Genomic DNA, 26,045 nt, shown 5'->3' on the forward strand with positions numbered 1-26,045 from the left:
AAATCTTTTTTATACAAATGTTACCTCAGTCCAAAACCAAAAGGAAATGGGTCTAAAAGAGTCTGCTTTACCCATTTTCTATATTCTCATCTAAAAAATTCATTACTCCACTCAGGAACAGGTTATAAACTTTTCGGCTCAAATTCTTGAAACCGGTTTCAATACCCTGCATTTTGAGGAAATTTAGCCAATTCTACCTCTTTCGGAGGAAGCGGCATCAAATAGTTTTCTTTATTCCTATCTATATATCCAGCCTCTACTACACGAGAATTATATCGGTTACACTCTTCTACTTTCTCACGACGGACCAACTGGAACCAGCGCTTGAATTCAGCAAAAAACTCCCATCCCCGTTCATCGAAAACATATTTATCAAAATCCTCGCCAGAAAGATTTTCCGGGATATCATTGGGTGTTCCACCTGTCGCTCTTTTCCGGACATCGTTTATACAACGATAAGCCAAATCATCCGGACCATTGTTCGCCAAATTCTGAGCCTCTGCATAAATAAGCAATACGTCTGCATACCGATATATAGGAATAATTCCGTCGGATTGGGCAGCATCTGTCCCATAATCACGATACTTATTGATAAAAGGAGACTTCATGGTAGACTGCGTATACGGTACGATGATCGTTTGCCCAGGTCTTCCCGCACGATTATAGGTCGTTTTATAATTAAACGCTTTCCGTTCGTCATCTGGATACTTTAGATAAAAAGCCTCATCTGCTAAATAATCACTCCAACCATTTTCTTCCATAGCAAGAAAAGAAATACCATATTGACTGGCCATACTATTCAACCGAGAACAATTGATGGCAAAAATATGCTCCGTATTATCACTCTTCATCACCTCTTTCCACAAATCTTCATAATGTTCTACCAATCGATGCGTGTTGTAAGAAGCCTCTATTATCTGTTTCGCCTTTTCCGCAGCTTTTGCATAATATTCGGTTCGTTTCAAAGGCCATCCTGCCATAGTCAAATATACTTCGGACAGACAAGTCTGGGCAGCAATCTTTCCGACAGACGAATTATCCCGAGTACGAGGAACCTCTGGCAAATACTCTTCGGCCATTATCAAATCGGGAACAATAATTTTATCATAAATATCTGCAACCCTATTGCGACCAATATTTTCATTACCCAAAACATCCTGAGCCGATTTCGAATCGATAATAGCCGGAACATCACCAAAAATTCTCACCAAGTTATAATATGCAAAAGCCCTCATAAAGTATGCCTCGCCCAAATAGGGTTTCTTTTCTTCAAAAGATCCAGAACTACCGGAAATGCCTTCAATCATCAAATTGGAATTCAAAATCAGATTATACATATTCGTCCAAAAATATTTCACATCCAATTCACTGATCGTAGCATCGGCACGTAACTCATCGATAACGATAACCCGAGTTTTACTCAACTGTCCGGCAATCACATCATCGGCTCCCAACGTCAACGTAAATAAACGGCAGCAATATCCGTAGTTCCAGCCCCAAAGCGCACGATACAAACCATTCGCCATAGTAGTCATATTCGATTCGTCGTACGATACATTTTCCGGGGTCAAGAAACTCAACGGCTCCTGCTTCAAATCAACACATCCGAACAAAGATAAAACCCCTAAAATACTTATAATAATTTTCTTCATGATCTTCTTTTTTAAAATGAAAAGTCCAGCCCTATCATATAATTACGTCCATTCGGATAATATCCCCAATCGATACCTGAGGTCAACGGATTCTTCAATGTCACTTCAGGATCCATTCCCGAATACTTCGTTATCAAAAACGGATTCTGAATAGAAGCATAACATCTTAAAGAATTCACCCTCAATTTCTGTAAAGCCTTCTTGGGAAGAGTATACCCGACAGTAATACTTTTTACTTTCAAAAAACCGCCTTTTTCTACAAATAAAGAAGACGGACGAGTAGTAGGTGTTTTAACAAATCCCTCGATATAACCAGCCTCATTATCCGGACGCCAACGATTATTCATTTCCGGATTAGGAGTCAATCCTATGGTTCTGGCTTGACGAGTATAATTGTAAATGTCGAAGCCATGATACCCGATCATAAACAAACTGAAATCGAAATTTTTATAAGCGACCGTATTGCTCCACCCCCAATTGAACTTAGGCTGTCCATTTCCAATGACACACTGATCATCTGTCGTTACCGAACCACTTTCATCAATATCTCTATACTTATATTGACCAGCCTCGGGTCGATCTACCACAGCAGGTAAAGCAGCGACTTCATCGGTTTTCCAAATACCATCGCATACATACCCCCAAATCGTTCCGATCCGCTGACCTTTGATATAACGGAAATAATCGTATTCATATCCTCCTGACGGAACAATCATATCGGTACCATCCGAAAATTTCTCGAAAGTCCCGTTATTATGAGTAAGTGTCAGAACACTGTTCCAAGTCACCTCTTTCGTCGTTACCGGAGTTGCATTGATCGTAACCTCTATACCTTTATTCAAAATATGAGCAGCATTGGCTAAAGTCGTCTCTTGTCCTGTATAAGAAGGGACATTGACATTGATCAACACATCTTTACTCAATTTATGATATAAATCAACATTAAAAGCCAATCTATTATTAAAAAAACCGAAATCTAATCCTAAATTATATTGTTCCGTATGCTCCCATTTCAACTTAGGATTTCCTATACGTACCAATTGGAGCAATAATTCATTCGCGGCATTTCTGGATGCCGAATATTCATTGAATGCCGAATAAGCGGCAACTGCCTGATTCCCTGTCTGTCCGTATCCTAAACGGAGCTTCAATTGATCGAATGGAGTACTTTCCATAAAAGGTTCTTGCTTGATATCCCAAGCCAAAGCAAGAGACGGAAAAGCATCCCAACGATTTTCATAAGCCAAACGAGACGAACCATCCCAACGATATGAAGCCGTCAACATATACCGATTCATCAAAACGTAACTGACGCGAGCCAAAGCCGACATCAAAGTAGCCTTCGATCTCGAAGAGGATGCACCTACTGTCGCTCCTAACGATGTATTATTCGCTCCGATTTCGATAGAAGGCAATCCCACAGCAGTAGTCGTATTGAGAAAACTATCACTATAACTTTGTTCGAAAACAAGGGTTGCATTCAATCTATGATTGCGATTTATTTCTTTCATATAACTCAATATATTCGAATTTACCCAGCTTTTCGACTGACTGCTTTGTGCCCTTGCCGAAGAAAGACCGTTTCCCGACCAAGCCTCATACGAATCCTCATTAAAAGTCGAACGGTAAAGATTCGATCCGAATGTAACGCTATGATTCGTTCTCAAAGTCAACCCCGGCAACAACGTCAACTCCACATATCCTTGCAAACGGGTACTGAGCGTATAGTCATCTTTATCCAATTCCCATATATGCCCCATCGGATTATACTGAGCACTCGACAACAGATTAAGATTATTATATTTTCCATTTTCATTTTTAGGAGCAACGGTATTCGGAAAAATGAGACTCTCTATCAATATTCCCCGATATTGGGAAAATCTCGGACCAATCGAAGTTCCGTATTCCCCCCACAAATTTACACCGGCTTTCAACCAAGGTTTTATTTCGCTATCGATTTTCACTCTATAATTCGCGGTTTTGCTCGAAGAAGTCTTTACAATACCATCATTATAAGAATAACGGCCCGAAATAAGATACTGAGTTTTATTCTCTCCACCAGACACCGAAACCTCATGTGTATGCTCGATCGCCACTTTTCTGAATATATTTCCGACATAGTCGTATCCGGCGCTTCCATTATCGAAAGCTGCAATTTCATCATCAGTATAGAATACTCTCGGAGCAGCTCCTGAAGCTGTATAAAATTCATTTCCATAATCATTCGCCAATCTTGCAAACTCACCTGGAGTCATTCTATCTGGCAAACTATATGGTGTTTTAAAATTTACATAACCATTATAGTGGACGCTGACTTTTCCTTTCTCTGCATTTCTCGTAGTTACCAGTATTACACCGTTTGCACCTTGCGATCCATATATTGCAGTAGCAGAAGCATCTTTCAAAACTTCGATAGACTGTATATCTGCTGGATTCAATGAAGTAAGACTACCCCCTATAAAACCGTCTATTACCACTAATGGTCCCGTATCAGCATTGATAGAGTTAACTCCACGCACACGAATTGTAGCCGATGACCCCGGCTGACCGGAGGCCGAAACGATGCTGACACCGGACAATCTTCCCTGTAAAGCATCCGTAATATTCGATGCCGGCATTTGTTTCAACGCTTCTCCTGCATTTACCGATGCCACAGACCCTGTTAAATCGGACTTGCGCATCACTCCATAACCGACTACCACCACTTCATCCAGATTATGGTCATCCTCCTCCAACACCACTTTTAAGAAATTCTTTCCGTTAACCGATACCTGCTTTGTTTTATAACCGATACAAGATACCTGCAAAACCGATTTCGAAGTACACGACATAGAGAAATCTCCATTACCGTCGGTCATCGAACCTTTTTTCGTTTCTTTTACAAAAACCGAGGCTCCCGGAATTTCCTCACCGGTCTTACTTTCCACTCTTCCCTTTACTACCATTTCCTGAGCTGATATGCCCATTCCACATAACAAACAAAGGAATAAAAAAATTATTCGTTTTCTAATCATAATGTTTAGTTTATTTAAACGTGAGTCCGAAAAATTTTATCGGACTCACATCGCCTTCTTAGCTCATATACAGCTCTCTTTACTTATTTTATCGCAACAATCATAACACAACCTTCCCTGTCACCGAATGCCCGTCCGTTTCCACTTTTACTATATATATTCCACTCTCCAATGCTACTGGTTCGACCAAATTGCCGGTATTAAAAGACACAACAAGTTTTCCCGAAATATCGAACACCGATACTCGGCTATATTCCGAGTTCACATATAAATATCCAGAAGAAGCATATATACATGATTCATCAATAGCTGATAAAGACAAATGCGAATCACCTTTCACGGCTTCATAAGCTCCCAAATCACAGGGATCCCCCTCTGTCAAAGCACGGATATTCCCAGCTAAATCTTTATCATAAGCAATGTCGACAGAAAGATTGTCTCCTTTGTCGACAAGAAATGACGTAGACTTTATTCTCCAATCGGCAGACCTTATCTCTGCTAAAGAATCAGCGTCCAAAGTAACCGATGCTCCGATAAAAGTTGTAGGATTAATAAATTCCGGATAATTCTCATTTTCAGCGCTTCCCATATTATCATTCGACAAAACATACACATGATCATCCCATGTAGATGTCTCGGCCGAAATAATTTCCCCATTATGTGCCAAATTATATAAGATAGCAACATAATTGTTCACAGCAGTATATATACCAGAAATCTCCTTATTCGTATATTGATTATTCCAAATTACACTGTTTCCCAAAATCTGGGTCTGAGCTCCGCCAAAATAAACAGCGTCAGAACTACCCTTTATCCCTACCAAATTATTACAAACAGTCAGGTTCACAAAAGTACCTCCGTTCGAAACAGCAACCGGAGACCCAGAATTATTATAAACAAGGCAGTTGATAAACGTATTCGAGGGATATGCTGAAAAAATGGCAGCTCCCTGACCATATCCGAGAGTGGCATCACCGGCCATATTATTATAAAAAATACAGTTCGCAACAGTCGTCGCAGCATTTGCTTTCAGACCACCACCCTGTATAGAATAATGGTAAGGACGTCCGTAGTTGCTATCAAAAACACAATTCTCCACAAACATTGGAGTATCGAGAGTAGATGCATTCGAATACAATCCGGCCCCCCCATTTCTATCATCCGACCGAGATATATTATTATAAAAATAACAGTATCTTACAGTTCCGCCTTGATACATTTGTACGCCACCGCCACCCCATGTAGAAACATTCTCTCGGAATATACAATTCTGGACCGTAGTTCCTTTTCTAACAGTACAAGCTGTGCCTATACTCTTTTCAAAAGTAAACCCATCGGTAATTCTTGGATTATTAAATGTTGCCGTTTGGTTGAAAAGATTTGAAGCCGCAAGCAAAGGATCTTTCGTTATCACCGTCTCATTCACAAAATCCCAAGGATTACCACCTTCGACTTTGGCCCGGTCTTCTACAGAAGTTTCTGTACCGACAAATCCCCCATAAATAGAAACCCCGTCTTTCATATTCAACGCCTCCGAAAGTTGGTACTCTCCGGCAGACACCCAAATTTCATCTCCGAATACTGCATTTTCCATGGCTGTTTTCAAATCGGTATACACCGACCCGGCAGATGCATTCGACCATGCAACAGACGAAACATCCGGTTTTACATAAAGCGTTTTAGCCGAAGCCGCGCTTACTACGCAAAGTGAAACAAGAAATAAATTCAGTTTTTTCATATCATTCAATTTTTCAATAAATATTCATCTACAACGTCCTAAAAAATAACTGTAACGATGAAAAACTCAGATTTTAATTTTCAGATTCCGCACACTTCCATTCTGTGTGACATGTAATAAGTAAATACCCGGAGCATCGACACTTATTATATTCACTCCCGAAATAAATGCCCGAGTCTTTATCAAAGAACCATTTATCGCAAAAACTTCTATCACACCCGACTCATCGGTATCAAAAATAATATCGGTTCCCACAACCCGTACTTTTAATCCGTCATTATCCTCCTCCGCTTGTTTTATCAAACTGGATACACCTTTTTCATAAGCACCGATACTAATTTTATTCCCCGAAAGACGAGAATTTCCCGCTAAATCAGTTTTATAAATTGCATCATACCACAAAACAGGCTCTCCCGTATCATAATTATCGGTCCAGAAATTCCAATAAAGAACTGATCCTCCACCCCCGCAAACACTGGACTCCGATAACATCCAATCTACAGCAGCAATCTCCTGAGCTTGTTCATCGGTTTGCGCTACTCCACTAAAAGATGTAGGTCTTTCAAATGTGTTATTTTCCGACAATACGAAATTTCCATCGACAACAGAAGTATTAGCAGCAGAAGAATCTCCGCCTGTAGGTACAATAAATTGAATATCCTTATTCAATGCATTGTTATAAAACTCACTGTAAAAAGCATTATCGGCTTTAATAAACGCAGGCGAATCATTCAACATATTACCTACAATTAAATTATTGACCATTCCAATATATGTCTGAGAAGCATATATCCCCCCAACATTATTCACCCATGTATTATTCAAATAGGATCCACCGATAAGATTGAAGCAAACATCGGGTGCAGAATTATTATAAACTGAACAATTTGTCATCAATAATCCATTCTCCGAATAAATAATCGCTGCCGGCTTAGTCACAACCGATATATCCGATTTATTCTCATTATTTCTAAAAACACAACGAGAAAAACGCGTAGAACCCGTATACTTACAAATCAATGCAGCTCCCCCCATCGTTTCGATAGAATTGTTCTCAATACAACAATCCGTAATATGCAACCCCTTCGTAAGCGAATGAGTGATAGCCATCCCGGCGGAAGTTCCGTTATCTGTCGCTGGATTATAGTTAGCCGGAACCCCGACATGATTATCATGAATCCTCACCCGAGAAATAGTTCCAGCCATCAAACCTTCCATTTCGCTCGGGTTGACTTCTCCAGCTCCCAATGTCGAATAATAAGCCAACGCACAAGAGTTCGAACGACAAATTTCTACATTATCAACAGTCACGATATCAGCAGATGCTTTAACTCGGCGAAGATCCAACGATACCCCCGACTTCGTCCCATCATACAAACATCCAATAATCGTTCCCCCATCTTCGAAATAAGTAATTGAAGTTGTTGCCCCACAATCGATAAACCGACAATTCAACAAATTTACTTTCTCTTTAAAATAACATACTCTCCCGTTCGAAGTTTGAAAACCATCGACTGTAATTCCATCTATCCAAGTCTCCGTTTTCCATTCCGTCGTTTTATCAATGCGATCGAACAAACGCATCGACGGGTCACTCCCCTTTATAGACGTCACTTCAGAAAAAATCCAAGGCTTCTCTGTATCCGGCTGTACACGTTCCGATAATGAAGTCGCTCCGACCGCGAATCCGCCACGAATATTCACACCTTCTACTATGTTTATCGTCTTAGAAACTGTATATAAACCACCGGACATCCAAACTTCATCTCCAGATACAACATTTTCCATTACAGCATTTAAATCCGAAGCCGGATCGGACCAACTCGTCCCAGCCCCCATTCCTCCAGGAGTCAAATACACGATTTTAGCATCGGCGGAAATTCCGCCGATCGCTAAAAATGTTGCCCCTAAAACAATCGTTCTTATCGAATATTTCATAATATTACTTTTTCTGTTATTAAACTTCCACCTTCCGACTCAACCTTCACAATATAAATTCCACTCTCTAAGATCACCGATTCCATCGAATTTCCTGTACGGAAAAAAGCTACGAGCTTTCCTGAGATATCGAACACTGACACTATACTATTCTCTACACCTACATGCAAAACTCCAGATGCTGCATATATAGATTTCTCATCCTCTATAGAAGATACTGCAATAGCAGTTGGATTAGAAGGTTCTACCTCATAAACTCCTAAATCGACACGATCCTCTTCGGTCAAAGCTCGAACTTTCCCAGACAAATCAGTATCGTACTCCAATGGTACGAATTCATTATTTCCTTTATTAATCAAGAAAGAAGATCCTCTTATTTTCCAGTCGGCAGCGCTCAATTCGGCTAAAGAATCGACATCTGAAGTATATACTACTCCTACAAAAGAGGTAGGAAGTACGAATTCTGGATAATTTACCCCCTCTTCTGAGCCTGTATTATTATCGGAAAGATCATACACGAAATTATCTTCAAGCATATCTGTCGTAATTGCCCCAGTTATTCCAGAAGCCCCGTTGTTACAAGCTAGATAACTAAGAGTCGTACTCGAAGTATTACCCACACTATTTATTTTAGTTGCAGTTCCTTTTGCCGTTTTATTATTCCAAACGATACTATTTACCAATTTATAACCATTAGCCGTAGCTTTAGCAAAATGAACCGGATTGGTTACAACATTATTACAAATCGTCATATTGATAAAATTTCCTCCATCATTTGCATATATAGCGCTATGACCTACATTATTATATATCAAACAGTTGACAAATGTATTTGATGCCCAAGAAGAGAAAATAGCCGAGCCTTTTCCGCCAGCCGCCATATTATTGTAAAAAATACAATTTGCAACCGTTGTAGCAGCATTGGCTCTCATTCCAGCTCCACCACCTGTAGCCCATCCAAGTCCGACATTACTATCAAAAAAACAATTCTCCACATAGCAAGGAGTATTCACATTAGTCGAATGTGCATATAATCCAGCCCCTCCATTCGTATCGGCAACACCTTCCGTTGCCAAACGAGATCTATTTTTATAAAAATAGCAATATCTCACTGTTCCGCCCATGTACATTTGTACACCACCACCGCCTACTATAGAAATATTCTCACGGAATATACAATTTTGGACAATACCGCCTTGTCTGACCGTAACAGCAGAGCCGATACTTTTTTCAAATGTAATGCCATCGATAATAGCCGATATGGCTAATGTATTGCTTTGCCCGATAAAATTCGATGCTGTAAGAGCTTCATCTCTCGTCACTACCGTTTCATTAACAAAATCCCATACATGTCCACCCTCTTTTTTCGCACGGTCATCCAATGAAGTCTCTGTCCCAGCAAATCCTCCATATAAAGAAACTCCACTTTTCAACGACATCATTTCCGAAAACACATATTCTCCTGCTGATACCCAAACTTGATCTCCAGCAACAGCTGCAGAATATGCAGTAGAAATACTCGTATAAACTGTACCTTCGACATTTGACCATGCAGTAGACAAAACATCGGGCTTTACATAAAGTGTTTTTGCTGAAGCTACATTTATAATACATAGCAAAACAAAAAGTAATTTTAGGTTTTTCATATAATTCATTTTTAATGTTAACACCGCAAAAATAGAAGAGAAAATTATCCGACATTGGATAATTTTGTACTGAATATTATCTGCTTTTTTCCGTTTTCAGATATTTATACCCAATATTTTCAATAGATTATCAAATACGAAACATTACAAAAAAATGTCTCTCCACAAAAAAAGTATGAAGAGACATTCTTATCTATCTTTTTACAACTACAGAAATATTCTAATGCGTTTCTTTTCTGTAAATTGTAGGGGCTACCCCGAATTGGTCCTTAAAACATTTACTGAAATACTTGGGAGAACTGAATCCCAAAGCATACGTTATATCGGCAATAGACATATCCGGCTTTTCTCGAAGATAGAAAGATGCCTTTTTTAACCGTATATTCAAAATAAAATCATTAGGCGTTTGCGCCGAAATACCTTTCATCTTCGAAAATAGCTTCGTTCTTCCCATATTTAGTTCCGAACATAAAGTCGGGACATCAAATTCCGGATCATCGATATATTTTTCGATGACAGCACATACTCTTTCGATAAATGCCATATCTTGCTCGTTCGTAGCCAAAACCTTTGCCGAAGAATCTGGATGTTTACTAAATTTATCCTGAAGAATTCTTCGATTATTTATCAAATTATTACAACGAACGACAAGAGTCCTGATATTAAACGGTTTAGTTATATAATCGTCTGCCCCGTTTTTCAATCCCTCAATGTTACTCTCTATTGTCGTCCGAGCAGTCAATAAAACAACTGGGATATGGCAAGTATCTAAATTGGATTTTATTTTCTGACACATATCAAACCCAGATAAACGAGGCATCATCACATCACTCAAAACAATGTCCGGATGCCACTCATTCACCTTTTCCAGCCCATCAATACCATCCACTGCCAAAATAACACTATATACCGAAGAGAATACATCGCGCAACATAAACCTCAACTCTGGATTATCCTCAACGATCAGGATCGATGGTTTCTCCTTGTCAGACATATCGTTTTCATGAATGATATCAACGATAAAATCCATATCGGATTGAGATAACTGCCCTATGCAATCACAATCTTGTTTAATATCAGCGTCATTATGTATTTCGGACACATCAAAATGCTCTTTTCCTTTCAGAATTGAAACTGTAAAGCAACTCTGCACACCCGGCGTACTGGTAACCGATATATGTCCAGAATGAGCATCGACGATCATCTTGGACAGAGCTAACCCAATACCAGTACCGAGTGTCATATCACTGACTTGCATTCCATTGTCGACCTGATAAAAACGATCGAAAATTTTGTCTATATGTTCCGGAGAAATACCTATTCCACTATCCGTCACAGAAACAGACACATCCTTATCGCTCTCTAAAACCTTAATCGTCACAGACCCCTGAAATGATGTAAATTTAAATGCATTAGAAATCAAATTATAAAATACTTTCTGCATTTGTAACGGATCTATCCATACAAAAATATCCTTTTCTGTTTTTTCTAATTTAAATGTTATATTTCTTAACCGCGCCAATTCTATAAAAGAAACGTATATCTCATCCAAAAAGTCATTTATATTTATTTGAGAAACTTTTAAAATCAGATGTCCCTGCTCATATTTGCGAAACTCAAGTAATTCGGTAATAAGACTTTGCATATGAGATGCATTCCTTTTTATTGCAAGAATTTTTCTATAAACCACAGGAGAAACACGGGATGTTTGTAGCAGCATATCGACCTGACCCAAAATAAGAGTCAAAGGCGTCCTAAACTCATGCGATATATTTATAAAAAAACGCAATTTAGATTGATTGGTTTGTTCTATACGGTCCTTTTCTTTTTTTTCATATTCAAGAGATGTTTTCAATAATAATTTAGATTTAGCCGAAGACAGATAAACCCAAATCAAAGAAATAATAACAAATATATATATCAGATACGCCCACCATGATTTGTAAAATGGAGGAGAAACATGAATCAATAATTGTTTTTCAGAAGCAATCTGCTGAGTTCCTTCCCATCTCCCTCGAATTTTAAGTGTATAATCTCCCTCCGCAAGGTGCATAAAATTAAGGCTATATATATGTGGTGGTATTTTAACCCACTGATTCGACAATCCAAACATCTGATACTCATAAACACAACGATTAGATGAAATATAATTATCTGAAATAAACGAAATAGAAAGTATTGTCTGGTCATACTTCAAATCTATTTTTTTTGTATATGCCAATACCGATTTTAATATACCTGTAGAATCACCGGGAACAATCTTACAATTATTCACCATAAGCTCCTGAAATTCAACTCTAAAAGGTATATATTCTTGCTTCAGGTCTTTTTCTGTAAATGACACAACTCCATCTATTCCAGAAAGGTAAATCTGCCCGTCAGAAGTAATATGAATATCCCCACCATAAGCAGAAGAAAGCGGAAACCCATTTTCAATCCCATAATTATATACCTTCCTATTCCGAGGATCAAACAACGAAATACCTTCAGTATGCAAAAGAATTAAATGCCCGTTTCTGGATTCAGCTATATTACCAATATAATTATTTTTTAATCCACAACTACGTTGGTCAAATCTATGAAAACAATCATTTTTCTCATCATACAAATTCAAACCACCTCCTCCCGTTGTCACCCATAATCTATTTTGTGAATCCAGAAAAAGCTTCTCCATATTATTGCTACTTAAAGAATTCTCCTTTTTCGGGTCATACAAATACTCTCTTATTTCTCCGGTCTTAACATTAAAATATAATAGTCCTTTCCCTGCAACCCAAAGATTCTGTTTTTTATCGAACAATATATCTACAACAAAAGGATTATATTTATGTAAATGTTCAGAAAAAAGAGTGAAATCATTGGTTCGAGTATTAAACAAATATAATCCAGAATGAGTCCCAACCAATAATGAATCTTTCCCGTATGGCTTAATAGCCCGCACTGAAGCAGCGTCACCGACTGCATTCCAAGAATACTGATATTCATCAAATATTGTATATTCCCGTGTGGACATATTAAATTTACACAATCCTCCAAAGTGTAGTCCCAGCCATAATATACGCTTATTCTTATCGTAGTATGCAGCCTTTATGTTCGACTTAAATAAATATTGATTTCGGGGATTCTTAATAGAGTATTGCTCACATTGCTTTTTCTTTACGTCATAATAAATCACCCCCTCACCTTCTGTACATAAAAAAAGATTTTCATGCTCGTCTTCGATAATACACCCGACAATAGAAGCAGAATTTTTTACTTTTCCGGGATATTGCAAATCAAGATAATTATACAATTTTATTTCGGGATTAAAATAATTTACTCCACCATAATAAGTACCAACCCAAATAGTACCTTGTACATCTTTATACAAAGACCAAACAGAGCAGTCAGACAATTTTCGAGAATCACGCCCCCCTTCTTTATCAAAAAAATACAAATGTTGTCGATCCTCACTTAACCGATTAATTCCAAGAGATGTACCTATCCAGATATCACCATTATTATCTTCACAGATATCTCTTACAAAATCTGAAGACAAACGACATTCGCCTTTTAGAGCCGCTGTACAATAATGCTCTACCAAACGTGTATCCTGAAAATAATATAAACCTTTAGTATAGGACCCTATCCAAAGGTCATTTTTCAAATCTTCATATATAACAGAAACTCTCCCTATGTCCGACAGCAGTTGCGTAATCCGCTTTTTCTTGTCCAAATAATACACCCCTGAAGAAAATGTCCCAACGACAAGGCAACCATTTTTCAATTCCTTTATTGCTGATATATTTACCTGATCCGGAAATTGAAAAAACTTTTCGATACACCCATCTTTATAAACAAATAGCCTATTATACTCTGCAATCCAAAGCCGATTATATCCATAGGAAATTGCAGTACATACATTATCTTTCAATGTCAGAAAAGCATTTGTCTTTAAGTTATATTCCGAAATACCTCTATTTGTGAGAATAAATACACTTCCGTTCTTATCTCCGCATATTTGTCTGATCCTTTCACCACACAGAGAATTTAGATTACCCGGTTCAGGAGTAAAAACCTGTATTCCATTTTGGTCATAACGGTTTAGTCCTTCTCGAGTTCCGAACCAAAAAGAGCCCAACTCATCCTGATAAATACTCATTACCGAAGGATGAGACAAACCTTGGGACATTCCCAATCTCGAAAAATAAACATCATCTGCACACAATGCATTACAATAAAGAGAAAAATAAACAGAAAGTAACCCTACAACAAAAAATTTCATTTCCAATATATAATTACAACAACAAAATTTTATATAGTATTACAATATTTAAATCCAAAGATAATATATTATATAATATAATTATTCAAATTCAAAAACAAATAAGATTACACATTTTAATTTAGCATTATCAAATTCTTGATTAATATATAAATAATTTTTCGGCTTTTGTTATAAAAGAATCAGATTCTATCTACTTTTGCAACACCAAAAAGATTATTTATATATTGTCAGAATATGAAAAATAGATCATCTATAATTCGACTAATTTATCCGCAATGGCAAGGTGGTGTCATTTCCCACTGGATGCTTGATATCCCAGCTAATGATGCTTCAAAAGGATATTATTTAGGTGCAAAACTTTTGAATATGCTGGCACCAGAAACTAATCAGGAAATTATTGAAATACCAATATCTTTAGATATAAAGGATAGAAAAATTGAAAATGGAATCAACTCTTATCAAGTTATTCTAAACCAGACAAAATCAGCTCTTGATACAATTAAAGAAAACAACCCCGACAAAATTGTTACTCTCGGAGGTGATTGTTCAGTCAGTGTTGTTCCCTTCACATATCTGGCAAAAAAATATCAAAATGATATAGCTATTATTTGGATAGACGCTCATCCAGACATAACGCTTCCATACGATGAATACACCGGTTATCATGCTATGGCCTTAACTGCCTGTCTAGGCATGGGAGATAAAAAAATAATAAATTTATTACCAGAGAAATTTGATATTTCAAAAACTTTAATTGTTGGCCTTCGTTCATGGGATAAAGGAATGAAAGAACGCCAAGAAGAACTAAAAATAAAAAGTTTATCTCCTGATGAAGTAAGGAACAATAGTTCGGCAATACTAGAATGGCTAAAAAATACCGGTGTATCTAAAGTTGTTATTCATTTTGACTTAGATGTGTTAGATCCTGCTGAAATCATTGCAGGTGTTGGTGTCGAAGCTAATGGAATGAAAATAAAAGAAGTCATTCGCATTATCAACGATATTGCCTCTAAACATGACTTAGTAGGACTTACTATAGCTGAACCTATGCCCCGGATTGCCATCAAACTCAAAAATATGATGAACGAATTACCTCTATTAAAATAAAGTATTTTTAAATCCGTACAAATTAATAACTTAAATGCACATATATCACAGGAATATTACACTGAGAGAATGGCTCCCCCTTTTAGGTTTAACTTTTTCTGCATTTATATTCAATACATCAGAATTTATACCTATCGGGCTACTTACTGATATCGCTACAGATTTAAAAATAACTGAAGCTCATGCTGGTTTACTTATTTCTGTATATGCATGGGTCGTCGCTCTGACATCATTACCTCTAATGTTGCTCGTCTCTAAAATGGAATACCGCAAGTTGTTGCTTTATACAATTATCTTATTTATTGTAAGCCACATACTTTCAGCTCTTTCTATAGGATATGCAACTTTAATGATTTCTCGTATCGGTGTAGCTTGTTCTCACGCAGTTTTCTGGTCTATTGCCTCCCCTCTTGCCGTTAATATAGCACCTGAAGGGCATCGTTCCATGGCTCTCAGTATGATTGTGACCGGGACATCTATAGCCATGATAGTAGGTCTGCCACTGGGCCGTATCATAGGCTTACACATAGGCTGGAGAATGACATTTTTCTGCATTGCAGCTATCGCTTTTGCCATATTTCTCTTGTTAGTCATTATTTTTCCTAAGGTTCCCAACCGCAACTCTATTACTTTGCGTATGTTACCTTCTATTCTTAATAATCCAGTATTACTCAGTATTTATTGCCTGACCTTTATTATTGTAACAGCACATTATACAGGGTATAGTTACATAGAACCATTTTTAAGCCAAGTTGCCGGATTAAAAGACAACTGGATAACTTTGACATTAACAGCTTTCGGTATCTCTGGAATAATAGGGAGTATTCTATTTTCTCGTTATTTCGACAAACATCCTTACCCGTTTATATGTTTTGCCATCACAGGTATTGCCACTTTTCTGATTTTATTACACTTTTCTTCTTTCAGTCATTACACTGTCATAGCTTTATGTATCTTCTGGGGAATAGCTATTACAGCTTTCAATCTCGTATTCCAAGCTGAAGTTATCCGATTTGCTCCCCAAGCTACAACAATAGCAATGTCAATATATTCAGGAATCTACAATCTCGGTATTGGTAGTGGAGCACTAATCGGAGGAATGGTCTGTTCTCATTTATCAATTTCCGATATCGGATATGTCGGAGGAGCTATTGCCATCATAGCTTCAATTTATTGTATCAAAAAAGTACTACGGCTCTTAATACAAAAATAAATACTCTTTTATCACACTCTTATTCGGACATAAAAAAACCTATAAAAAAGAAAAGGTTGTCTCACGACAACCAATCTTCGTTAACCTTAAATCTAATACTATGAAAAACACAGTGCAAATATATATTATTTATGCTATACAACATATATTTTTCTCTAAAAAAATCATCAAATTAACAATATTTAAACTTTACTTTCTTCTATTTCTGCTTCTATATTATCACCATTATCGTCTTCTTCAGGTAGTTCCTTTTTCACAAATAAGGCACTAATTTCATATAACATATATATAGGTAAGAAAACAACCATTAATGTAAAAGGGTCTCCTGATGGAGTTATAACTGCTGACAGCACTAATAGTCCCACTATAGCATATCTCCTATATCTTTTAAAAAATGACCGAGTCAAAAGCCCTATGTTAGATAATATCCATGATAATAAAGGTAATTCAAAAACTACTCCCATAATAAAAATCATAGTAAGGAAATTACCCATATACGAATCAAGAGAAATCTGATTTGGTATTATAGTACTGATCTGATATCCTGCTAAAAAACGTAAAGTCAATGGAAATACTAAAAAATACCCGACTGCAACACCAATAAAAAACATGATATTTCCTACTAAAAAAGCAAACCGGGCATTCTGCTTTTCTTTTTCATAAAGAGCCGGACTAATGAATGTCCACAACTGATAAATTACAAACGGAAACGCAAATACCAATCCCAGCCAAAAAGAAGTACTCATATGAATAAAAAACTGGGAAGCTAACTGAATATTTATCAAATTGACATGAAACTCGGAATTACAAAAATCAGGTAATACTGATATATAATGACTCAAATTACATATAAAACGATATAATATAAAGTCTGAAAAGCAAGGAGCCAATATAATTTGATCAAATATATCAGTCATAAAACAAAAAAATAACCCTGCTAATAAAGCTACAACAAGTAAAGACCTGAAAAGGACTTTACGCAAAGCCTCTACATGATCCCAAAAGTTCATCTCAACCATAAGCAAAACGATCAAATAAGAATACAAGAACAAGGCGTAGTTTAATAACTACGCCTATAAACATATATACAAAAAAATTATTTTTCTTTCTCGTCAGGTTCATTAACGGCCTTATCGATTTGATTTTCAACATCTTTCATGCCGTCTTTAAAGCTTCTAATACCTTTACCTAAACCTTTCATCAATTCAGGAATCTTCTTACCTCCGAAAAGCAATAAAATTGCAAAAGCGATAATGATGATTTCTCCAGTTCCCAGATTTAAAAACAAAAGGGTTTTCATACTATTCTTCTTATTTTAATTAATAACAAAACTATAACAGTTTACAAATGTAAGAAATATTGTTGGCAATAAACTGCTTTTTCCTCTGAAAAAGATTAACTTTGTAACCGTTTTTATGCAACAATACTTAATAAAAATAGATTTATATGAAAGCATTTGTATTTCCCGGACAAGGAGCGCAATTTGTAGGAATGGGTAAAGACCTTTACGAAAACCATCCAAAAGCGAAAGAAATGTTTGAAAAAGCAAACGAAATATTGGGTTTCCGTATTACTGATTTAATGTTTGAAGGTACAGATGAAGACCTTCGTCAAACCAAGGTTACACAACCTGCCATCTTCCTACATTCTGTAATATTAGCAAAGACAATGGGTCCTGACTTCTGTCCAGATATGGTTGCTGGCCATTCTCTGGGAGAATTCTCTGCACTAGTTGCAGCCGGAGCTTTATCATTTGAAGACGGTGTACGTTTAGTGTCAGCTCGTGCTATGGCTATGCAGAAAGCTTGTGAAAAAACACCATCAACCATGGCTGCTGTTTTAGCATTACCTGATGAAAAAGTAGAAGAAATTTGTAATTCTATAAAAGATGAAATCGTCGTTCCTGCTAACTATAACTGTCCAGGACAAATCGTTATTTCAGGAAGTGAAGCCGGTATCGATCAAGCCTGTGAAAAAATGCTGGCAGCAGGGGCAAAACGTGCATTAAAACTTAAGGTTGGCGGGGCATTCCATTCTCCTATTATGGAACCTGCGCGTACAGAATTAGCCGAAGCTATTCAAAAAACACAATTTTTTGCACCTACATGTCCTGTTTATCAAAATGTAAATGCTAAAGCTGAAACTAATCCTGATATCATTAAAGAAAATCTTGTTGCTCAACTGACATCTCCCGTACGTTGGACTCAATCGGTATTAAATATGATTGCCGATGGTGCTAACTCATTTACAGAAGTAGGTCCAGGCAATGTATTACAGGGATTAGTCAAAAAAATAAATAGAGAAGTCGCTACCAATGGTTTCCAATGATTCCCCAAAACCGATTCGAAGTCTTTTGAAAAAATAAAACAACGCCGACTGATTTATAATGAAATAGTCGGCGTTATCCGTATTTCGAGCATATCTCTATAAAATCAAGTCTAACAATAAAAATAAAAGAAATTTGTTTATCTTATTTTATATATAATTATAGTTCTAATTTCCCAGATGTACTCGTACCTTTACGTATATCTTTCGGAGAAAATCCATATTGCTTCATAAAACATTTCGAAAAATAAGTAACATTATTAATACCTACGATCTCACTTATTTGAGATATACTATAATCCGATTCGCTCAGCAACTGATAGGCTTTTTCCATGCGTACTGAACGAATATACTCTCCCACAGTCAAATTTACTAATGATCTAAATTTTCGTTGCAGATTAGAACGGCTCATATATACCTCTTCACAAAGTATGTCGATATTGAATTTCTCATTCGTTAAATTATCTGCTATAATAGCATTCACATTATCTAGCCACTCCTTATCTGCTTTCTTAATAATTTTTCCCTGAAACGCCATACCGTGAGAAGTATCAAGATGTTCTCTCTGCCGTTTTCGGTTATTAATAAAACTCCTTATGATACTGATAAGATAATTCATATCGAAAGGTTTCTCGATATATGCTTCAGCTCCATCTTCAAAACCTAAAAGTTTTAACTGTTCTGAACTTTGGGCAGATAAAAATATCAACGGTATATGCGAAAACTGTTTATCACCCTTTATTTTTTGCAAAAATGTCATACCGTCCATCTTAGGCATCATCAAGTCGCAAAGAATCAGATCAATTTCGTACAAATGAAGTATATCCAACGCTTCCAGACCATTTTCTGCAGTAAAGACGTTGAATCTTTCACTCAACTTATTATATAAGAAATATAATAACTCTTTTTCATCATCTATCAACAATATCGTCGACTGCAACTCTTTTTTTTCTGTTTTTTCGAATACTGGACCTACCTGAGAATGTTCAGTGTCATTCTGTACCGGTAACAAAGTATGTTGTTCTCCGTCAGCCATTTCGATATAAGGTATCTCCACAATAATTTCACACCCCGATACCATCCTCTCATTAACATATACGATACCTTTATGTTTTTTCACTAATGAATTTACAAGACTCAAACCCAATCCAATTCCCGAAGTCGATTTTTCTGTATCTGGAATCTGATAAAAAGGTTCAAAAACAGCCTTTACATTTTCAGAAGAAATACCCCTACCATCATCTCTTACCGCAATAGATAAAATCCGGTTATCTCCCTTTCGGAATTCATCTATTCTTACGACAACAATCTTTCTGGCATACTTTTTCGCATTGATAAATAAATTACTCAATATTTTAGTAAACGCCTCCTTATCCAAATTAAATTCAATATCATTCTTTTGGAATTGAGCGATTATAAATATATCTGACCGGCTTTTAGTATTAAATCGTTCCAACATCTCCTGAACATGTATATTCACATTTACAGGCTCCAAATTCAATTTATAGCCTCCTTGTTCCATCTTTCTAAAATCCAGCAATTGTTTCACTAAATCCATAAGCCTATTTACATTCTTCTTTACTATTGCTAAATAATCAGATGTATCTTCCGTCCATTTATTCGATTGTATAACCTCATCTAAAGGAGAAATTATAAGGCTCAATGGCGTTTTTATCTCATGTGTTATCTGCGTAAAGAACTGTATTTTAGACTGAAAAGACTCAATCTCCTTTTTCTGTTCTATTTCATGGATTCTCTTTCGTTCTTTCTCTTTTTGACTTTTCCAATAAAAGTAAAATACAATAAACAAAAGTGTCGATAACAAAATAAAATAGCCGACATACGCCCATGTAGATTTCCAAGGTTCAGGAGAAATTTTAATCCGGATAAACTCTTCTTTATCAGAATAATACCCATCATTATTACTTCCTTTTATTCTAAATGTATATTCTCCAGCCGGCAAATTCAAAAAAGAAACATTGTTCGATCTCGTCTCTATCCAATCGGAATAAATAGGCTCTAATTTATAACGATATACATTTTTTTTAGGTTGAATAAAACTAAAACTGTTATATTCTATATTTATAGACTTATTTTTATAAGAAAGACAGATTTCTCTATTTTCCGGTATGACAATTTTAGATTGCGTACTCTCCATATTTCCCAATAACGTAACCGATTTGATATCGAGACGAGGCTTAAATGTGTTTACAACAATACCGCTCGGTGCAAAAGAGGTAAACCCGTTAACTCCTCCGAAATATAACACTCCATCCCTCGTTTTAAGAAAAGATTTTAAATTGAATTGATTGCTTTGCAACCCGTCTTCATAAGTATAATTTTTGACAATTTTTTTTTCTGGAGAATAACAAATCAATCCACTATTAGAAGAGATCCAAAGTTGTCCGAAATCATCTTCCAACATCCCATACGTATTGTAACACTTCAAATTTTGGTTCTCACCGTAATGCTTCATTTCGCCAGTCTTAAAATCGAAACAGTTCAAACCTTCACCACGTCCTCCCATCCATAAACGTTCCTCACCATCCACATACAGCCAATTGATGCTATTGGAGGCAATCAAAGCAGAATCGGATACCAAACCTCCGTAATTTACCAAATCATTCTTCTCCCGTTTTCTCGACAACAAAGAACTTATTTTATATCTAAAGACACCTCTATTTTCCGTCGCTATCCACAGAAAGCCGTACTCGTCTTCAAGCATACAATATACATCGGATCCATTTAATTCCGGGATCTGAATAAAGCCATCTTTATCAGGACTGAAATAGGATAATCCACTTTCAGTTCCGATAAAAATGCGTCCTGTCGAAATCTTATATATAGCGTTTATATTATTATTTGGAAGAGAATAAGATTTTTCCGTTTTCGAATAATTTTTAACCGAACCGTTTTTCAAATCTACGACATCCAAACCTTTCGTATAACAGCCTATCCACAACCGATCATCATCTATCATCAACGCATGTAAATTATTATAACTGATTTTTCCTTGGACGAGATGATATTTTTCATTAAAATTCATTAAACGAGCCGATTTTACATCATAATAAAACAATCCTCGATTTTCACTGATGAGCCAAATATCCCCATTATTATCCTCTTTCATCTCTCCGAAACAGATACCGGCTCCCATATTCCCATCACGTCCCCCGACATTCTGAAAATTAGATTTGATAGGTGAAAGATAACTCACCCCATTAAAAAACGTTCCTATCCATATTCCGCCTTCGCTATCCCGACAAATAGAGCGAACACTCTCATTTTGCAAATAGTTCTTCACTTTATTACACGTTCCATTATCTTTATTGAACAGGTATAACCCGTCACCCGAACCAATCATAAACGTATTCAACGAATATGGGAAAATAACTCGAACCCGCTTAATATACAACGTATCATCCATTGAAAAATGGGATTCTATCCTCATTGTATTCTGATCGACCCGATATAATCCACCATCGAATGTACCAAACCACAAATATCCATCTGCATCCTCTTGAAAACAGGTTATATGATTATTCACGATTCTATCGCAATTCAAAAAATCTCGAAAATAAGAGAGGAATTTATCTCGAGATTTATCATACAAGTAGAGTCCTTTATTCGACCCTACCCACAAACGTCCTCCTCGATCGAGGAATAAAGATTCGAACGAATTACACAGTAAACCATGATATGAATTAGACGCTAAATACGATTTTATATGACCGTCCGGATACAATATATACAAGCCTTCATGCGTAGCGATCCACAAATTTCCATTCGTATCGTACAACAAAGAATACAAATCAGGAAAAGGCTTCCGCCGCTCTTCATCCAACCACACCGGGCATATCTTATGCTCATCTTTTTTAAATAAAAATAATCCTTGTGTACTACCTATCCACACATCCTTTTTATTAACATGATTCAATAAAGTATTGATAAAAAAGACCTCCGTACTTTTTACATATCCCGACACATCTTCCTGTCTGAACTGTTCGAAAGTAATCCCATTAAATCGATTTATTCCGTCTTTCGTACCGAACCACATATATCCATAATGATCTTGAAGAATACACATCACCGAATTCTCTGAAAGACCATCCAAAACATCATACTTACGTATATCACTAAAAGAATCAATGATACATAAAAAGAGAAAATATATCGATAACTTAAATCTCATACTAAACAAATATCCGATAACACGAAATTTCTATATCCGATTTATATAGCACAATACCGGATATAAAAATCTATCAACATTTTGCCTATCTATTATTATTTTACTAACTTATTCAGATAATTATCCATAAAAAACAACGTCTTTATCGATTCATAAGCACAATTCATCCATAAATCCTTTCCTTGGCCTATTTTCCACAAAGTCGGTAAAAATCCAGAAGCAGTATTTTGCCAAACAGTGATATTGTTTGTCAGGCTCATTGCTTTCGCCAAATACAGAGCATCTTTAGTCTTATTATATGCACGAATATATGCATTAATCATGTTGCATGCACTCGCATCCACAGGTGTTTGGTAATCATATTGTTCAAAAACACAAGGAATACCAATAGGAACTATACCATTCCCATCAGCCGGTGTCCCCCATAAAACAAACTGATCCTCACAAAAACGAATCAATTCCAACGCCTTCTCTGTATCTACATCAGATAAATTTTTTTTGTCCAATAATAAACAAGCAAACAATGATGGTGTACAATTCGTCATATTTTCATACGGCTGTACAAATACAGTCATATCTTCGAATTGTCCTCTCCAATCATACGTTTTCATCGTATGATTCATAACATAATCGAAAGCTTTTTCCCTACTGGAAACAAACTCAGTAAATCCATAATCGTTTTTCAATCTGTCGAAGAGCAATATCAACTCCGTAGGGGTCGACTTGGCATCATTTACCGGTTCTGCCGTACAGAAATCGACTTTTATCGGCCAAGAACCATCCTCTTGTTGCAATTTTAAATAGGTCCGAGCAATATTAACGGCCCTATCCAAATAAGATTTATCTTTTAGTAAATCATACATATCGAGAAACGCATTAGCTACGTACACCGCCTCCATCATCATCGTTTTACCTACATTTTCCGGACGCTTTGCAGTCATTTTATCTCCATAATATGTCGGTGGAAAATATGCTAAAGGAGCCCCTTCCGGCTGACTTAAACGAATTAAGAAAGAAGCCGAATTTTTCGCTATCTGTATGGCATTCTCTCTATATTCAGGAATATAACGGGCAATCGCAACAGCAATAGAAATCGTAGATCCTATAATTTTACACGCATAAGAATTATATCCATGACGCATATCCGGTTCCTGATTCTTAATCCAATGATTAAAAAACGGTTGTTGACTAAAAAAAAGTAACCCCTTCAATGCCGTTTCCCTATACGTTCTCACCGCTTCATTGTAAGGACCTTTAAACGGATATTTCTTTATGAAATCTCGACGTCCGATCTCTCCCAACAAACGATTTTTTTTATCGAAAGCTTCAACGACGAGAGTATGGTTACCTATCGATAATACATTCCATATTTCCGATAACGAAGCTATAGGTGTATCGGCTTTAAAATGAATAGTATCATTCACAGTATATCGATAATATTTAGCTTTATCTTTTCCCACAAACTCAAAAACCGGGGCGAACATAAAACTTTTCGCGTACTTATTCCAAAAAGGCATACCATCATTATCTCCTGGACGAACTGGAATCGAATACTCTCTTATTGCTTGTCGATTCAACGAAATAAAATCTTTATCCAAGACCTTTTCATACGAGTACTGTTGGGCTCTAAGAACGTAGAACACAAATATAGACAAAATTACCAATCCGTATCTTTTCATCGATACCATTTTTACTCTTTCTTTATTTTCCATAATATATATCTGTCTGTATTCCCACAAAATTATCGAAGCGATGCTTGCAACATATTTTTATCGAGTACCATTTTATCATATCTCATCAACGCCTCCACAAAATAATAATCTCCGTAGGTCAAAGGTACATCCACCTCTTGATTACCTGGCAAGTTACCGACCCCATGCATCAATATAAAATGATTATTTTTCCCAGGAGCTGCCAAATAATCATCCGAAGCCAGTTCTCTTAATTGAGTTTCGGCTACACCTAAATATTTTTGGCTGATATCTTTATCTTTTATAAATGTACTCAACTCTATAAGCGCCGAAGCCATAATCGCTGCAGCCGACGAATCCCTGTAATCATCTGCATCCGTCGTATTGAAGTCCCAATAAGGGATGCAATCTTTCGGCATGTTCGGATGATTGATCAAATAATTAGCTACATGCTGTGCCTGCTCCAAATAATTCACAGTCCCTGTCTCTCTGAACATCATCGTGTACCCATATAAAGCCCAAGCCTGTCCTCTGGCCCAAGAAGAACCATCACTCAATCCTTGTACCGTTTGCTTCCGAATTATGCTTCCGTTTACCGGATTATAGTCAACTAAATGATAAGTACTATAATTATCCCTAAAATGATTTTTCATCGTCGTATTAGCATGCTTACACGAAGCTATCTTCAATGAGTCACAATCGAAGTTTTTAGCCACGAACATCAATAATTCCAAATTCATCATATTATCGATGATTACCGGATATGACCATTTCTTATTATCCCAACTCTTTATACAACCCACCGACGGTTTAAATCTTGAATACAACGAATGCGCACCGGTATACAAAACTTCTTTATAATCAGGATTTCCAGTAAGTCTCAGACCATTACCATAACTACAATAAAGTTGAAAACCAACATCATGATCGTTTGTCACGAATTTCAAAGAGTCTAACATTTCGGTATACTCCTCTGCCAAGTTCCGAATACTCGTATCCAAAGAATACTCATACAAATACCACAAAGTTCCAGGATAAAATCCACTACACCACCAATATTTACCGGACGTCTCCAACGAACCATCCGGAGCCGTCGTCTTTGGGAAAGCATTTTGTCGTAAAGTCTCATTCATATCTTTATATTGAACAATCGCCACATTCATCGCCCGATCTATCAATTCAGACATACTCTCTTGTTTATCTGAACATGAGCAAAACAAGACAACAACCAACAAAGAAAAAATCATTCTTTTCATCATATT

The 26,045-nt window shown here is 36.6% G+C and carries 14 protein-coding genes; 3 read left to right on the top strand and 11 right to left on the bottom strand.

Going from position 1 to position 26,045, the window contains the following annotated elements:
- Positions 1–158 precede the first annotated feature (158 nt).
- The 6 genes from BN2628_RS08980 to BN2628_RS09005 form a co-directional block, all read right to left on the bottom strand.
- Positions 159–1,652 (bottom strand): RagB/SusD family nutrient uptake outer membrane protein, encoded by a 1,494-nt coding sequence (locus tag BN2628_RS08980; protein WP_055096921.1) that lies wholly within the window; start codon positions 1,650–1,652, stop codon positions 159–161.
- Positions 1,653–1,663: 11 nt separating this feature from the next.
- On the bottom strand, positions 1,664–4,666 hold the full coding sequence (locus tag BN2628_RS08985) for a SusC/RagA family TonB-linked outer membrane protein (RefSeq protein ID WP_044225623.1): 3,003 nt from the start codon (positions 4,664–4,666) through the stop codon (positions 1,664–1,666).
- A 100-nt stretch (positions 4,667–4,766) separates the two neighbouring features.
- Positions 4,767–6,404, bottom strand: a complete 1,638-nt coding sequence (locus BN2628_RS08990; protein ID WP_044225628.1) for a T9SS type A sorting domain-containing protein — start codon at positions 6,402–6,404, stop codon at positions 4,767–4,769.
- A 66-nt stretch (positions 6,405–6,470) separates the two neighbouring features.
- Entirely contained in the window at positions 6,471–8,342 is a 1,872-nt protein-coding gene (locus tag BN2628_RS08995) for a T9SS type A sorting domain-containing protein (protein ID WP_044225632.1), read from the bottom strand.
- Positions 8,339–9,988, bottom strand: a complete 1,650-nt coding sequence (locus BN2628_RS09000) for a T9SS type A sorting domain-containing protein (protein ID WP_157256070.1) — start codon at positions 9,986–9,988, stop codon at positions 8,339–8,341. Before BN2628_RS09000 ends, BN2628_RS08995 begins: the two co-directional genes overlap by 4 nt.
- Before the next feature lie 220 nt (positions 9,989–10,208).
- Positions 10,209–14,252: a hybrid sensor histidine kinase/response regulator transcription factor gene (locus tag BN2628_RS09005; RefSeq protein ID WP_055096923.1), complete on the bottom strand. Its 4,044-nt coding sequence runs from the start codon at positions 14,250–14,252 to the stop codon at positions 10,209–10,211.
- 237 nt (positions 14,253–14,489) lie between these two features.
- Here BN2628_RS09005 and BN2628_RS09010 point away from each other — a divergent pair, with 237 nt between their 5' ends.
- Together BN2628_RS09010 and BN2628_RS09015 are read left to right on the top strand one after the other, a co-directional pair.
- A complete protein-coding gene (locus BN2628_RS09010; protein WP_044225640.1) occupies positions 14,490–15,362 on the top strand; it encodes an arginase family protein in 873 nt (290 codons plus the stop codon).
- 34 nt (positions 15,363–15,396) lie between these two features.
- Positions 15,397–16,575, top strand: a complete 1,179-nt coding sequence (locus tag BN2628_RS09015) for a sugar transporter (RefSeq protein ID WP_044225644.1) — start codon at positions 15,397–15,399, stop codon at positions 16,573–16,575.
- A gap of 182 nt (positions 16,576–16,757) precedes the next feature.
- Here BN2628_RS09015 and tatC read toward each other — a convergent pair whose 3' ends face one another.
- Both tatC and tatA read right to left on the bottom strand, forming a co-directional pair.
- Positions 16,758–17,594 carry a twin-arginine translocase subunit TatC gene (tatC, locus tag BN2628_RS09020; protein ID WP_044225647.1) on the bottom strand — a complete coding sequence of 279 codons (837 nt, stop codon included), beginning with the start codon at positions 17,592–17,594 and terminating at the stop codon, positions 16,758–16,760.
- Positions 17,595–17,671: 77 nt separating this feature from the next.
- The gene (tatA, locus tag BN2628_RS09025) at positions 17,672–17,875 is read right to left on the bottom strand and encodes a twin-arginine translocase TatA/TatE family subunit (RefSeq protein WP_021931954.1); all 204 of its coding nucleotides are present in this window, start codon (positions 17,873–17,875) and stop codon (positions 17,672–17,674) included.
- 146 nt (positions 17,876–18,021) lie between these two features.
- Here tatA and fabD point away from each other — a divergent pair, with 146 nt between their 5' ends.
- A complete protein-coding gene (gene fabD / locus BN2628_RS09030) occupies positions 18,022–18,903 on the top strand; it encodes an ACP S-malonyltransferase (RefSeq protein WP_044225650.1) in 882 nt (293 codons plus the stop codon).
- Between the two features lie 157 nt (positions 18,904–19,060).
- Here the strand turns inward: fabD and BN2628_RS09035 are convergent, their stop codons facing one another.
- The 3 genes from BN2628_RS09035 to BN2628_RS09045 all read right to left on the bottom strand — a co-directional run bounded on the left by BN2628_RS09035 (position 19,061) and on the right by BN2628_RS09045 (position 26,039).
- Positions 19,061–23,092, bottom strand: a complete 4,032-nt coding sequence (locus BN2628_RS09035; RefSeq protein WP_044225654.1) for a hybrid sensor histidine kinase/response regulator transcription factor — start codon at positions 23,090–23,092, stop codon at positions 19,061–19,063.
- 95 nt (positions 23,093–23,187) lie between these two features.
- Positions 23,188–24,804: a hypothetical protein gene (locus BN2628_RS09040; protein ID WP_044225657.1), complete on the bottom strand. Its 1,617-nt coding sequence runs from the start codon at positions 24,802–24,804 to the stop codon at positions 23,188–23,190.
- A 29-nt stretch (positions 24,805–24,833) separates the two neighbouring features.
- On the bottom strand, positions 24,834–26,039 hold the full coding sequence (locus BN2628_RS09045) for a glycoside hydrolase family 88 protein (protein ID WP_044226067.1): 1,206 nt from the start codon (positions 26,037–26,039) through the stop codon (positions 24,834–24,836).
- Positions 26,040–26,045: the final 6 nt, after the last annotated feature.

It is taken from the genome of Gabonia massiliensis (assembly GCF_001403595.1).
Taxonomy (GTDB): Bacteria; Bacteroidota; Bacteroidia; order Bacteroidales; family Coprobacteraceae; genus Coprobacter; species Coprobacter secundus.